General features: G+C 54.7%; 10 protein-coding genes. 1 reads left to right on the top strand and 9 read right to left on the bottom strand.

From position 1 onward, the window contains the following. Positions 1–68: 68 nt before the first annotated feature. Positions 69–2,315 (bottom strand): FAD-dependent oxidoreductase, encoded by a 2,247-nt coding sequence (locus tag IDH45_RS06640; RefSeq protein ID WP_190925861.1) that lies wholly within the window; start codon positions 2,313–2,315, stop codon positions 69–71. A 123-nt stretch (positions 2,316–2,438) separates the two neighbouring features. Here IDH45_RS06640 and IDH45_RS06645 point away from each other — a divergent pair, with 123 nt between their 5' ends. Next, on the top strand, positions 2,439–3,284 hold the full coding sequence (locus IDH45_RS06645; RefSeq protein WP_190925863.1) for a helix-turn-helix domain-containing protein: 846 nt from the start codon (positions 2,439–2,441) through the stop codon (positions 3,282–3,284). 105 nt (positions 3,285–3,389) lie between these two features. On the opposite strand, the gene IDH45_RS06650 is transcribed toward IDH45_RS06645, so the two are convergent. The 8 genes from IDH45_RS06650 to IDH45_RS06685 form a co-directional block, all read right to left on the bottom strand. Next, a complete protein-coding gene (locus IDH45_RS06650; protein ID WP_190925865.1) occupies positions 3,390–4,979 on the bottom strand; it encodes an extracellular solute-binding protein in 1,590 nt (529 codons plus the stop codon). Between the two features lie 108 nt (positions 4,980–5,087). Further along, positions 5,088–6,683 carry an extracellular solute-binding protein gene (locus IDH45_RS06655; RefSeq protein WP_190925867.1) on the bottom strand — a complete coding sequence of 532 codons (1,596 nt, stop codon included), beginning with the start codon at positions 6,681–6,683 and terminating at the stop codon, positions 5,088–5,090. A gap of 274 nt (positions 6,684–6,957) precedes the next feature. Further along, on the bottom strand, positions 6,958–7,836 hold the full coding sequence (locus IDH45_RS06660) for a carbohydrate ABC transporter permease (protein ID WP_190925869.1): 879 nt from the start codon (positions 7,834–7,836) through the stop codon (positions 6,958–6,960). A gap of 20 nt (positions 7,837–7,856) precedes the next feature. Beyond that, a complete protein-coding gene (locus IDH45_RS06665; protein ID WP_397326991.1) occupies positions 7,857–8,819 on the bottom strand; it encodes an ABC transporter permease in 963 nt (320 codons plus the stop codon). A gap of 56 nt (positions 8,820–8,875) precedes the next feature. Continuing rightward, positions 8,876–10,573, bottom strand: a complete 1,698-nt coding sequence (locus IDH45_RS06670) for a hypothetical protein (RefSeq protein ID WP_190925871.1) — start codon at positions 10,571–10,573, stop codon at positions 8,876–8,878. Positions 10,574–11,328: 755 nt separating this feature from the next. Then, positions 11,329–13,635 (bottom strand): helix-turn-helix domain-containing protein, encoded by a 2,307-nt coding sequence (locus tag IDH45_RS06675; RefSeq protein ID WP_190925872.1) that lies wholly within the window; start codon positions 13,633–13,635, stop codon positions 11,329–11,331. A 288-nt stretch (positions 13,636–13,923) separates the two neighbouring features. Further along, positions 13,924–14,124 (bottom strand): copper ion binding protein, encoded by a 201-nt coding sequence (locus tag IDH45_RS06680; protein ID WP_190925874.1) that lies wholly within the window; start codon positions 14,122–14,124, stop codon positions 13,924–13,926. Between the two features lie 24 nt (positions 14,125–14,148). Beyond that, positions 14,149–14,487 (bottom strand): metal-sensitive transcriptional regulator, encoded by a 339-nt coding sequence (locus IDH45_RS06685; RefSeq protein ID WP_190925876.1) that lies wholly within the window; start codon positions 14,485–14,487, stop codon positions 14,149–14,151. Positions 14,488–14,544: the final 57 nt, after the last annotated feature.

Here is a 14,544-nt window from a genome sequence, read left to right on the forward strand (position 1 = left end):
GATTAGTCGCTTGGAGTTCCGGAAGCGTTATACAGCCCGATCGGCATGGGGGCTCGATCGTTGCCGCATCAGCTGTAAGCCCGAATCTCGATCAGCTCCGCCCGCGGGCATCCGTTGGTCCGCTCGACCACGACGCGCAGCTTGCCAGTCGTTACGGCCTGGAACCGGTGCGTCTTTTTGCGCTTGCGGTTATCCGTCTCCCGGTGAAGTACCGTCCACTCTCCGTCCACCTGGGCCTCCACCCGGTAATCGGCAGCAAGCTCAGGCATCACATCAAACGGAGTGCGGATATAATGCAGATTGATCAAATATTCGTTCACATCGTCGTTCCAGATCAGTTGCACCTCGGATACCGATACCGGGTCCGGCCAGCTTAGCTCCAGCCATTCCTCACGCCCTTCCGTCATCGGTTGCGATACCCACATATGCGGTCCGCCGTACGGGCGGGCACAACCGTCGATCGCGCGCCCCGCCGCATAAGCGGCCGTAACGCCGGACAGGCGGAAACAAATCGGATTGCGCGCCAGCTTGCGCATGCTCCATTCGACAACCGGCTGAGCCGGCTGACGCTCTTCGAGTCTCGGATCGACGACAGGCTGTTTCCCGCGGACAAACGATAACACGCCCGTCACCGGCTGATTCGACAGTCGCAAAGTCACAGCATCGTTCGCTCTGACGATGACGAACGCATTGCACGGTTCGGACGGATGCCAGGGAAGCTCCGCCTCGACCCATTGCTCCGCCCCCGCCTTGACGCGGATATCCGCTTTAGCGATCCGGGAATGCGGAACAAAGTTCTCGGCGCGTCCGGTATCCCACAGCTCGACTTCCAGCACCGTCTCCTCGGACACGTCCGCCAGCAGCCCGATGCGCTCCATAGCCGGATGAACCGGGAACAGCAGCCCCGCGTCGGCTTCGAGCGGCAGCGTATCTACCGCTTTATCTATGGTCAGTTCGGTCAGCTCGCTCGAGGCAGCGGCGGCGGCCCTTGTCGCATGATCGAGCGGATCGCGGTTGACGAGCCCGATAACCGATGCATCCTGGCGCAGCAGCGTCTGCTGTAGCTCCTCCAGATGATGCGCGTGCAGCTCGCGCGGCGTCACACCCTTCTTGGCGCATAATGCGGCCGCCGTGCCCGCCGCTTCTCCCATGATGGCGCAAGTCGCCATGACCCGGGTTGTACCGAAGGCGACGTGCGAAGCGCTAATGTTGCGCCCGGCCATCAGCATGTTGGACACGTTGACGGAGTACAGCGAACGGTACGGAATATGATAGATGCCGTCGGCGTACATATGCTTCGAGCCGCTTTCTACGGCATACATCCCTTGCGGCGGATGCAGGTCGATCGACCAGCCTCCAAACGCGACGCGATCGTCGAAAGGCTCCTGGCGGAGAACGTCGTTCTGGTTCAACACGTAATCGCCGATAAAGCGGCGATACTCCCGTTTCCCCGGAATCGAGCCTACCCACTCCAGCGTCAGATTGTCGGCATCGAATTTGCCCGAGTGCTTAATGTAATCCCAGATTCCGTAAATCGCCGACCACAGTTCGTCGCGGATGCGTTCATTCTCATGCACGGTGTCGACCTCGCCGCCCCATTCGATCCACCAGTAGTAGCAGCCCGAATCGCCCGACCGGATGATGCGCCGCTCCGGTATCGTCGTTTTCGTAATATCAATGGCGAATGACGGCGGAACATATTTGACCGGATGCCCGAGATCCTTCGTATAAAACAGCAGCGTGCTGCCGAGGGTGATATCGTCGGCCGCTTGCGGGGCCCACGATTCGCTGTACACGTCCGCAGCTTCGCGCCCGATCCGGTAGGTCGCGCCGGCCAGAAAGCCGATAAGACCGTCGCCCGTACAGTCCGCATAGAGAGAGCTTTCGAAGCGGATTCGGCGCTCCGATCCCATCATCCATCCGATTACCGACGTTATGCGCCGGTCTCCCTCCGGTCCCGTTGCTTCAACCTCGTGCACATCCGTATTCAGAAACAGCTGAATGTTGGGCTCCGCCTTGACGGTCTCCAGCACGACCAGATCCCAATAATACGGGTTCCCGTCCGGGTTGCGGAATTGGTTCTCCACGAACATCTCGCCCATGATTCCGGTCTCCCGGGCAAATCGGTTCGTGCCCGTTGCGGAAGCGCCGCTGACCCATACCCGCACCTCGCTGCTCGCATTGCCGCCGAGCACAGGCCGGTTCTGCACGAGCGCCACCGTCCGTCCTTGCCGGGCGGCTGCAACCGCGGCGCATACGCCTGCGAGTCCTCCTCCGATGACCGTAATATCCGTCCGTATAGTTTCCTTCTTCACGCGTCTCATCCCCTCTTGAAATCTTTTACACATAATTTCATGATAGAGGATTCTATTTTCTTTTTACATTCAATAAGTTATCATTAATTTATACTTTATTTCACTTATAGGAGTGACTGTGCGATGAATGCGACGGCGCTGGAACGGTGGCTCCCCAAAACCGACAACGTGATGTATTGGAAGCAGAAGGAACGATTTCTGTTTGAGGTGGACACCCATTACAAGTGGATGATGTTCGCCGTCGAATCCGGCTCGTTCCGCTATGAGATCGGCGAGGAGAAAGGCATCGCGGAGCGGGGAGATCTCGTGTTTTGTCCTCCGTTCGTCCCGTTTGGTCGTACGGTGGTCCGGCCGCTAACCTTTTTCGTATTTAACTTCTCCCTGGAAGACGGTTCGAGCCCGGCGGGCAGCGAGGAAACGGGCGCCTGCTCCGTTGGCGCCGGGACGGTCGCTCCCTCCGGACTGCCTGCGGGAAAAGTGACGATCCGCGACCATAACCGGCTGTTTTCCGACTTTGATTATTTACGGGCGGTGTGGGATCTCCATGAAGAGCCTTATATGAACCGCAAACAATATTTGCTTCAGGATATATGGCGTTTGTACAGCTGGGAAGCGGGCGAGGGGCGTTTGTCCGGAGATGCGAAACGGGACCCGCTGATGGAACACGCCGGGCAGATCATCCGGGAGCGGGCGCATGAGCCGTTCAGCCTGAAAGAGCTGGCGGGGCAGCTCGGGTTAAGCCCGGTCCAGCTGACCCGCAGATTTAGCGCTTCGCAACATACGACGCCGGGCGCTTACTTGACATCGATCCGGCTGAACCGCGCACGGGCGCTGCTGGTCGAGACCGACTTGACGCTTGACGATATCGCCCGCCGCTGCGGGTACGACAACGGCTTTTATTTCAGCCGGGCCTTCTCGGCCAAGATGGGGATGCCGCCTTCGCGCTATCGTCAAGCTAACCGGTTGTAGGGGCGGGGAGCACCTACATCCCCGATAAAGCCGCCTGCAGACCGGTCGCCGGATTGATTGTTGCAGGGCCGAGGCCAGGCTTTGCGCCGTTCTCACGGCAGCCCTTTACTTGCTCCCGATGCCCGTTCCCTTACTTCTTCTCTCCTCAATCCCGCGATTCATCTCCGCGACGATGTCTGCGCCTCCCCGCTCCGACCATTCCTTGACCATCCGATCCCAATCCGAGACCGGCCGCTGGCCTGTAATCATTTTCGTCTGCTCGACGATCAAGAACTGTGTCAGCTCCGTCCATTTCGCCATATACGTCTCGGAGTCGATCCCGCTGTGCGGGTTCATATAGGTCTTGTCCTTGAACTTGACGAACATCCGCTCCATCTCCCCGGTCACTTGCTTCAACAGCGGAATCTGGTAATTGCCCGAGTATATATTCGCTTCATCGCTCGGCGCCCACATCATCGAGTCGAACAAGTAAAGGGCCGGGATTTTTCCTTCCCGCATCTTTGTCTGGTGTATGACCTTATTTACATAGCTGTAGCCCTTGTTCAGCCCGCCAAGGCGCCAGTCATAGTCCGGATTGCCCGGCGTACGCTCGGACGGGGGGATAAAGTTTCGGCCGTAATCGATCACATCCATAATCTTGTCTATTTTGTCCGGATGGCCCGACAGCTTGGACGACAGCGCCGTAAATCCGAGAAAGCCTCGCTGCGAGGCATACCCTTGCGAGCCATCCGGAGCCGTAAACGGTTCAATCGTGACAAGCTTCGCGTTCGGGTTCAGTTTCAGCAATCCTCCCATAAACACTTCGGACATGCCTCTCGGCGAACCGATAAAAATGCCGGCCCGGCCCGAATAAAACTCCTGATTGCCCTGATTCCAGTTCATCACGGCAAAATCTTTCGTTATCGCTCCTTCCTTGTACAAGTCGGCCATCATTCGGATCACCTCCTTGCGTCCGGGTCCGATGATGCCGGGGATATACTGGCCTTCCGAGTTCTGGTGGTACCAGGCTTCCGGGTCCCAGTACGCCCCTGCATGATAATCCGGGTTAATGCTCTGCGAGAGAACCAGACCGTAGGTGTCGTTTTTGCCGTTGCCGTCGGGATCGTCCCGGGTGAAAGCGAGCGCCACCTGCTTCAGCTCTTCGTAGCTCGTCGGCACTTTCAAATTCAACTTTGCAAGCCAGTCCTGGCGCAGCATAATGACGAATAAATACTGCTCGGGATAATAACGCGGGATCGCATAAATGTTGCCGTTTACCGTAAACTGGTCGCGAATGTGAGCCGGCACCAGTTGCAGGCTCGGATAGCGGTCGTAATAGTCGTTCAGCGGAAGGAAAGCGCCTTGCTTCGCCCAGTTGAAAAAATTGGAGTCCAAATCTTTCACTCCGACCACATCGGGCATACCGCCGGAGGCCATCAGCACTGACAGCCTGCTCATATAATCCGTCTGCGGAACGAATTGCGACTTGATCCGAATCCGGAACCGTTCCTGGATCATCGCGAGTCCTTCACCTTCCGCAGGCGCGGATTCGTCCCAAATGTAGTTGATGTAGGTAACCTCGTCGATGCCGTTCGCTTCGACGCCCTGCTCCTTCGCCGGGCTCAGCCATCCGCAGCCAGAGACGCTGCAAGCAATCACAACCGGCAGCAGGGCGGCGGTGAATCGTTGAAAGGCGAGTCTGATCGTCTGCTTCACTAGATCCACCTCCTCTACCCTTCATTTAATCACGAAACGCCCCGCTTGTCTTCGGCTTACAGCAACATCTGCCCAGTTGCGGGCAGATGCTGTGGCGGCCGATTCGATTTAGTTCCAGCCTTCCTTCATGTCTTTAAATTTGGCTTCGGCGTTCATTTCCTTGATCAGCTGCTCGCCGCCTTTCGCCTTCCATTCCTCGATCATTTTATCCCAGTCGGAAATCGGACGTTGCCCTGCAATCATCTTCGTCTGCTCGTCATTCAAATATTTCGTCAAATCGGCGCCTTTGCTTAGCTGTGTCTCGGATACGACTCCGCTCGTCGGATTCGCATAATACTTCATCGCGGAATACGACTTCATAATTTCGCCGGCGAGCGATTTAAGCGGCTCCTGATAGGCGAGCAAATAGTTGAGGTCCGAATCTTTGGCCGGCCAAGCTACGCCGTCGATCAAATAGTTGAGCGGCTGCAAGCCTTGAGCGGCCGCATCTTTCTTCGTGACCGGCAGGCCGTTCACCATATCGTACCCTTGTCCGACATTGCCGTACAGCCAGTCGAAGTCCGCATTTTTCTCGTTTTTCTCGCCGTCCGGGTAAAAGTGGCGTCCGGTATCCACCATCTCCAGAATTCGCTTCACCTTGCCCTTATCTTTGCCTGCTTCGGCGGAAATGACTTCAAAGCCGCTGAAGCCGCTGCCCGCCAGCATCCCCTGCGAGCCGTCCGGCGCCTTGAACTGATCCAGATGGACGAACTTCGCTGCCGGATTAATTTTCATCAGCCCGTCCATGTAAGCCTGGGACATCCCCCGCGGCGTGCCGATGAAAATTCCCGCTTTGCCCGAGTAAAACTCTTTGTTCGTATTCGCCCAATCGATCGTGGCGAAATCGCGCGTAATCGCGTTCTCCTTGTACAGGTCGGCCAGCATCGAGACGATCTCCTTGCGTCCCGGCCCGATATTCCCCGGGATGAACCGGCCCTGCGCATCTTTATGATACCAGGCAAGAGAATCCCAATAAGCGCCCTGGGTGAACGACGGGTTAATATCTTTGCCGATCGCAATCCCGTACGTATCGTTTTTGCCGTTTTTATCCGGGTCGTTTTTGGTGAAGGCGATAGCTACCTGCTTCAATTCCTCATAGCTTGTTGGCACTTTCAGCCCGAGATTGTCGAGCCAGTCTTTCCGGACAATCGTCGTGAAGCCGAATTTCGGATAATATTGCGGAATCGCATACAGCTTGCCGTTAATCCGGAATTGATCCAGGACGAACTTCGGAATCACTTTGAGCGACGGATACTGATCGATATACTCGTCGAGCGGCGTGAACGCGCCTTGTTTGGCAAATTTGTTATATTTGCTCGTCAAGTCGGCGCTCTGGAACACCATCACGTCCGGCAGCGTTCCGGAAACGAGGGTGACGGTCAGCTTCTCCTCGTACATACCTTGGGGAACGAGACCGGGGATGTAGTCGACGTTGAATTTCTCGTTGATCATCTTAAGACCGCGGCCTTCCGAGCCCGGTATATCCCCGTAGTAAGGCTTCATCGCATTAATCGTATACTTCTTCGCCTTATCGTCCGTGCCTGGCGCGGCTGATCCGGAGCCGTTCTGTGCCGGGTCGCCGCCTGCCGACGAACAACCGACCACACTGGTTGTAAGCAATACCGTGGCGACGGATAAAACCGCCGTTTTTTTCCGAGTTTGCATTTGTAGAAACCACCCTTCGGATTTTTGTACTATAAGTTGAACTAATGAAAGTTGAAGTCCATTTCGTTGCGAAAAAAATTGCTTGAAGCTTCAGACATCTTGTTTTGAGTGTCTCGAGTTGGATTGGCCTTCGGACTGTTGACACCGGGAGCTTAACCTTCCGAAGCAGCTTTCTAACGAAAACTCTTAGCTTTCAAGCAAATTTCTTTTCTCCTCTACATTGGGATTTTCCATCGATGATATTTAGTTCAACTTGTATGGATTTGAACCAACGTTACCCCTTGACCGACCCTAACATCACCCCCTTGGCAAAATGCTTTTGCAGAAACGGATAGACAAGCAGGATCGGCAGTGTTGCGACCAATATAGCGGCCATTTGAATCGTTTCCGGGGGCGGCGGATTGTCCAGCATCAACTGTTCCGCTGCGCCAAGCGCATTTTTTGCGTCGCTCTGGATGACGATCTGCCTCAGGATGACCTGGATCGGCCACTGCTTCGGATCGTTCAGGTACAAGATTCCGCCGAAGTACGTGTTCCAATGACCGACCGCATAGAACAAACCGAACGCAGCCAGCACCGGCTTGGAGAGCGGAAGGATGATCTGCCAGAATATCCGGAACTCGTTGGCCCCGTCTACAACTGCGGCTTCATACAGCTCGTTCGGAATGTTCAGGAAAAACTGTCTGACGACGATCAGGTTGAAAGGCGCGATCGCCGCGGGAAGGATTAACGCCCAAATCGAGTTAAGCAGCCCCGTCGCCTTGACCATTAGGAACGTCGGGATCATCCCGGCCGAGAACAGCATCGTGAATAAAACCATGAACATCATAAGCCGCTGTCCGTAGATTTTGCGGGATAACGCATAAGCCATCGACGCGGTGAACAGCAAGTTGACGATCGTGCCCACGACGGTCAAATACACGGTCATCCCCATTGCGCGAATGAACGGCTTGGACTGGAAAATGTATTGGTACGCATCCGTCACCCAAACTTTGGGCCATAACAAAATCTCGCTTTTCAAAAACTCGTCGAAGGTCGTAAAGGAGACCGAGAAAATGTACAAAAACGGAAACAGCATCGATAAAGCCAATAAAGCCAGCAGCACATGATTAAGCGAGTCGAACAAACGGTCGGATCGTGATTTATGTTTCATGAGGAACCTCCCCTCTTTCGTTAGTAAATGCCATCTTCTCCAAATTTCTTGGCCAAGTAATTGGCCCCGCCTACGAGGATGAGCCCCACGACTCCTTTAAACATCCCAACGGCGGTTGCAAAGCTGTAGTCCGATTGCTGAATCCCTTTGTAGTAAACGAAGGTGTCCAACACATTGCCGATCTCCATATTGAACGCGTTAAGCATCAGGAAAATTTGTTCGAACCCGCTGTCCAGCACATGCCCCAGCCGTAAAATAAGCAGAATGACGATGGTCGAGCGGATGCCCGGCAGCGTGATATGCCAGATCTGTCTCCAGCGGTTCGCCCCGTCGACGATGGCGGCCTCGTACAGATCCGGATTGATTCCGGCAAGCGCAGCCAGGAAGATGATCGTCCCCCAGCCGATTTCTTTCCAGATAACCTGAATGATGATCAGGGGACGGAAGAAGTCCGGTTCAGTCAGGAAATCGACCGGCACCTCAAAACCGAGGTACACTTGAAGAATCCGGTTAATGATCCCGTTCGAACGCAAAAAGATGAAAAACAAGCCGACGACGATTACCCATGACAAGAAATGCGGCAAATAAACAACCGTCTGAATAAGCCGCTTATACAGCTGGTTGCGCACTTCATTCAGCAGGACGGCCAGGATGATCGGCGCCGGGAAGGCAAAGGCGATCTGCAGAAACGACAAGTACAGCGTATTCCAAATAACCCGGAGCACTTCCGGCTCGGAAAATATCCGGCTGAAATGGCGGAGCCCGACAAACTCGCTTCCGGTAAATCCGAGAAACGGACTGTATTCCTGAAATGCGATTATCATTCCGAGCATCGGAATATATTTGTAGATGATAAAGTACAAAAGGCCGGGCAGCACGAGGAAGTACAGAAACCGGTCTCGCCATATTTTTACGACCGCTTTGCGGCTGGCGGAAACCGGAGCGCCCGACACATGCGGAGCGCTTGAAGCAGGTTGCGGCACGATAATCTTCCTCCTTAAAGCTCATAATGATAGCGTTTGCGAAAAAGGCGCGGTGTTTATTCTCGGATTGTCGATAGGGATACTACGCGCTCCATTCCCGGTTCAAGGGGCAGCGTCAGCACCGCTACCGCTTCGGCCAGGTGAGCGGCACCGTCGGCAGCGTAAGGGTTGAACGGATAGGACGGCCAGTCAAGCCGGTAAGGCCCTTCGAGCTCGAGCAGCCACGACCCGTGGCGCAAGCTATGACCGCCCCGCTCTCCGGTCAGCTCCAAAGCTTGGTCGGTCAGCCTGATTTCCGCGCCGTCACCGCCTCTCAGCGGCTGATGGAGGTGCAGTTGGAGCGGGATATGGACGACCGCCGAGTCCGCTTCGTCCAGATCGGCGGCGAACGCAAGCTGAACGGACTTCTGCGTCAACGTCTGCAGCCTTACGGTCAGCGTGCGCGGTCCGTAAACCAGCTTCGCCTCGCTCCTGTCCAGATCGACTTGTCCGGCATCCGGGACATAGTAATGCCCGCCGTCCGCCGTCTTCAGCTCGAACGTGCTCCATTCCGGTTGTTCCTTGGAGTTGCCGCCTCCCACGATCAAGCCCGCCTGCTCCTGCCAGACGCCGATGAAGCTTTGCCGGTCTTGTCCCCAGCGGGATTCCACTTTCTCGGCGGTGAAGGCGCTGAGTACAACATACCAGCCATTCCGCTTCACCATCATCGAGCGGGCCAGTTCTTCAGCAGCCGCAGGCTGTTCGAACAAGCTCGGTTGCTCGCCTGTCTCAGGTTCTACGTTCCAATGCTGCAGCAGATCAGCCAGATGGGCTCCCTTCCAGCGGATACCTCTTTGAATCGCAAGCCGGATCAAGCTTCTCGCATACCCCTCTCCGCAAGGCACGAGCGTAAAACCGACGAGCCCCATCGGACTCGGGTGGGCGTCATACTTCGTTCTCCCGTCCACCGTCTCGACTCTCGAGCCGTCGGGATACGTAAACCGTTCATGGAAGCGGAGCGCCTTTTCCAGAGCCGGCAGCACGTCGAGCCGTCCGCCGTGGCGATGGTACAAGCCGAGTGCGTGAATGTAGACAAGGTTGTACAGCGTCGTCGGTCCGTGATGCTCGGGCCAGAAGCCGTCTTCGTGCTGTTCGTTCAGCGTCAGCCGGATCATCTGCTCTCCCGTCTGCTTCCAATCCGGTCGAGCGAACAGTAACGCCGCGCGGTGCAGCGCCATCGCGTTCCATGCCGGAATATTGTGCACGACCTGCCGGGCGGGATCGGCCGCCTGACGGGCGAGCAGCTCGCGCAGTTCGCGGTCGATGCCTTCGTAAGCGAGCAGCAGCCCTTCCTTCCAGCGGGCTTGGCGCGGCTCGTCCAGATCGGATTCGATCATCCGATACGTTTCCAGCCAGTGGTACATCGACCACGGCATATAGATGGGCCCCCACTTTGAGCCGTCTACTTTGACGAATTCAACCTTGCCGTCGGGATATTGAAAATCCCTGAGCGCGTCGCCGGTCCGGCCGATTTTCTCCAGCAGTCCGGCGTCCCGGTACAGCCGGTTGCCCGAATAACCGGTCTTGTACAAGTAAGCCATGCCCAGCATGATGTCCTGGTTCGTAACCGCCCAGCCCTCGCCTTCCATAAATCGGCCCGTGGTCGGGTCGAACTTCGGAAACTCGTCGAGGATGTTTCCGGCAAACCAGTAGGACACGGCGGCAGACGTCATCCGAACTTCCCCCGCTCCCGTCTGTCGGGTGTGATCTGTCATAGCGGATTGCAACCTCCCTCTGCAGTCGTTCTTGCTGCGGCTTCCTTTCGGCATCCCCATAAAACCACACTGCCGGTTTTAACCGCAATTATCTCTTCCGTTCGACATCCGAGCACAAGGATAAAAGCCCGAGGATACGGATAAAAGCCCGGAAAACCTCGATAAATCGCGGAATGTGGAACGATTGCAGCAAGAAAAACCGTCCGGTCGGTCTTTTCTATATGCGAGCGGAGGAGCGCATGTTCACAATTGTCGTATTGGGGATAATCGGTTTTACCTAACCCTATCGAATCAGCATAAAGCACATGCCGCTATACTACGAGCGTCTGTTTATGAACGCCGTATTAGAACGGCTTTTGGTTTGGATCAAAGGGGGAGGGGCAAGCGATATCGTACTGATCGGCTAGGTTGGGAGCGGAGGAGCGGAAGCAGTGAACGGTGTATAAGAACTAAAACTCTAACGGACACAGCGGCCGTTTTTGTGGTAAATTTCGATCCATTTGATTTCAAACGGACATAGATGCAGCCAATTGACGAGAAGTGTCATTTTTGGAGGTGATTCGGAGTAAATAAGCGCCATGGTGACCGTTACATTTTAAAGACTGTTTTTTAGCAAAATAGCCTCCACCATGTCCGTTAGAGTATGGTTTCTCACAAAAAAACAACCGGCAGGTTATTAACCCTGCCAGCTGTTTCAGTCGAACGAGAAGACAGATACAAACTATTCGTGAAGATGACTGCTTGCCTAAACCTTCTTACCCGGCGGAAGAATCGTCCCTGCCCGGAATGTCCCGATACTTTTTCCGGTATTGCCACGGAGATTCGCCCACCGTCTTCGTAAACATCCGCGTAAAATTATGCACAGTCGTATACCTGAGCCGCTCCGTAATTTCCTTGATGGGGATATCGGTATGCAGCAGCCATTCCTTCGCCTTATTCAGCCTGTACTGAATGAGATATTGGCTAAAGTTCGTATCCAGCTCACTCTTTAACGCCCGGCCGATCTGACCGGTGGACGCCTGAAAATGATCGGCAACGCCTTGCAAAGACAAATCCTCGTCGTAATGCTCGTGAATATAAGCGACAACCTGATGGACCAGACGTTTCTGCTTGCCGATTTGCACCGTCTCGAGTTTATCGCGGATCGTGGCGAACACCGTCTCCCTCAACCAGCGCTCCACATCCTCCAGCGAGGAGAACGCGTACAGCGACTGATACAGGTCGAATTCGAAAAAGTGATCCAGCTCATAACCCAGCTCATGGATAAACCGGTCGATTTCCCCTATCAAATAAGCGAATACGGCCAGCGCCGTCTCTTTGTTCGGCACCGAAGCGGGCACGAGCCGCATCAGCTCGGTCAGCCGGTCCTCGGCTTGCGCGAAATCCCCTTGCGCTATGCTGTGCATAATCATTTTCTGGGATTCGATGAGCGGACGACCGGACGGCTTGACCGACGATACGACGTCTTCCTGGGCGATCGTCACGTTGGGCCCCAGCAGCATCCGGTAGCCCATTAACGTTACGGCGTCCTCATAACCGTCAACCAGGCCGGTATAATTCTTTTTGGCCCCACTCATCGAAACCGATACGGTAAATTGGAAGTATTGCTTCACTTTACTGCGGATCTCATCGCACAATTCGCGAACTTTGCGGTCGGCTTCATCCTTGAGAGAGTCCATTCCGATCATGACGGCAAACTGTCCCGACCGGGGAGCCACCGTTACGCTGGAGTAATGGTCGATAATAATTTCCTCGATCATTTTGCCGAGCGCATAAATGATCAGCGAACGATCCTTCTCCTTATACCTCATCTGAAACTGGTCGATCCGGTCGACCTCCACGATGCACACATAAAACCAGCTGCCCGCAAGTGGAAAGCCGTGTTCCTCCATATGCACCCGGAACTCCTTGTCTGTCATATCCCCTCTCAGCAGCCTGAGAAAAACGCCTTCCCGCCAGAAAGGAAGCTGCTCGCCAAGCCGGATCTGCAGCTGCCTGTTCGTCGCCATCATCTGCCGCATCGTCTGATCGAGCGTCTGGATCGCATCGCTTCTGCGGCCGGCCGGCTGCGGGCTGAACACGGACAGAAGGCGCTGGATCGGATCATACAGCCGGTTCGAGCCCACGTACGCCAACAAGATCCAGATGCCGGACAAGAGCGCGACCATTCCCCATGTCGCGTTTTCTATCCGATCCAGCTTCAGATTCAGCTCCGTCGTGGGCGTCATCGTCACATACGTCCAATTCGTAATCGAAGACCTCATCGCCGACAGCTCATAGTCTTTGTCATTGAACCGGATCTGATCGGAGCTCTGGGAATGCTGCGACCAGTAATCATACAGCCTGACGGCACCCGCAAGATCAGCTTCCGCTTCGTTCGCATTGCTGCCGGCGATCACATTGCCGCTCTCGTCGAAGATGAACAAGATCTTCTCTCCGATATTCAACTGTTTCAGAAACGCAGTCAGATTATCCAAATTGACATGGAGAAACAACGCTCCCACGCCGGGACTGCTCGTCGCCGGTATAGGCCGGACGATAAGGATTTCATTTTGATTCGGGTACGTATTCGGCGAGATGACGACAAAACCGTTGTACTTTAAAGGGCTGTTCAGCACGACTTCCCGGTATGGAAAAGCGGATAGGTCGATATAGCCGTAACGATTGGAGTATACTTTGCCGAACTGGTTATAAACGATGGAGGCATCGAAGGCGATATCGGATAAATTGCGGAATTTCATAAGCGTGTCCATCATATCGAGCGACTCGACCAAATATTTGTCGATGGATACGCCGAGCCGCATAGACTGCTCGATCGTCGGATTGGAGGCGATCTCCAGCGACGATTTGCCCAAACTTTGCAGGAAGGCGTCGACATGCTGCTCGATCTGGTTGAGGATCATCTTATGGTTGCGGTCGACCTCTTCTTTGACGCTGCCCGACACCGTGTAGTAGGAAAACAAACCGAACAGCGGGATCGGCGCAATGCTCAGGATCATAACGACCGCAAGAAGCTTTCGTTTGAAGGTCAGACGCGCAGCGAGTTCTCGAAAGTACTTCATGCTCTCTCTCCTCCGCATGCACTCGTATACAGGTCTTATACATTCTGTCATCGTTCCGTTGTGCTGTCAATGGGGCCCTCTTCTTCTGCAGGCTGCTTCCCGCTTCACCGTGCAAGCACAACGAAAAGGATGGAGATTTCTCCATCCTTGCAGATTCGAACTATGCATCCTAATACAAAACAGCTTCCCAAAGCAGCCCCATGCAATGGAGGAAACAAGGGGTCACCGTCTGATGGCTCCTATTCTGTACCCTTAGTATCCCACAGTTATGCCGCATTCATTCCACAATTATACGACGTCGTAGCCTTGATCTTCGATCGTAGTCTTCACGGTGTCGAGCGACAGCTTCGACTCGTCGAACTGGACTGTTACCGATTTGCCGGCGAGATCCACCTTGGCGGTAGCTCCGATCGTTTTCATGGCGCCCTCTATCGAATTGACACAATGATTGCAGGACATTCCTTCGACTTGTAAAGTAACGTTTTGCATGATGGATTCCTCCCGATTAGTAGTTTATTTCATCAGTTTATTAACAGTGACGAGCAACTCGTCAATAATATCCGGATCGCCGGCCTGGATTTTGTCGACGACACAGCTTTTCAGGTGTCCTTCGAGGAGCAGCTTGCCGACACTGCCAAGCGCCGACTGGATGGCCGAGATTTGATTCAGCACGTCATCGCAGTACGTATCTTTCTCGATCAGCCCTTTGACTCCGCGAATCTGCCCTTCGATCCGGTTCAGCCGGGTGATGAGGTTCGCTTTCATTTTATCCGAATGATGGCTTCTTCTCTCGCCGGCGGATTCGTTCCCGCAATATCCCGTCTCGTGCTCAAGCGGATTCGTATGCTCCATATGGAATCACCTCACATGTTAAATATACAATACCCCCCGTGGGTATGTCAAGAATAA

It is taken from the genome of Paenibacillus oceani (assembly GCF_014705615.1).
Lineage (GTDB): Bacteria > Bacillota > Bacilli > Paenibacillales > NBRC-103111 > Paenibacillus_AB > Paenibacillus_AB oceani.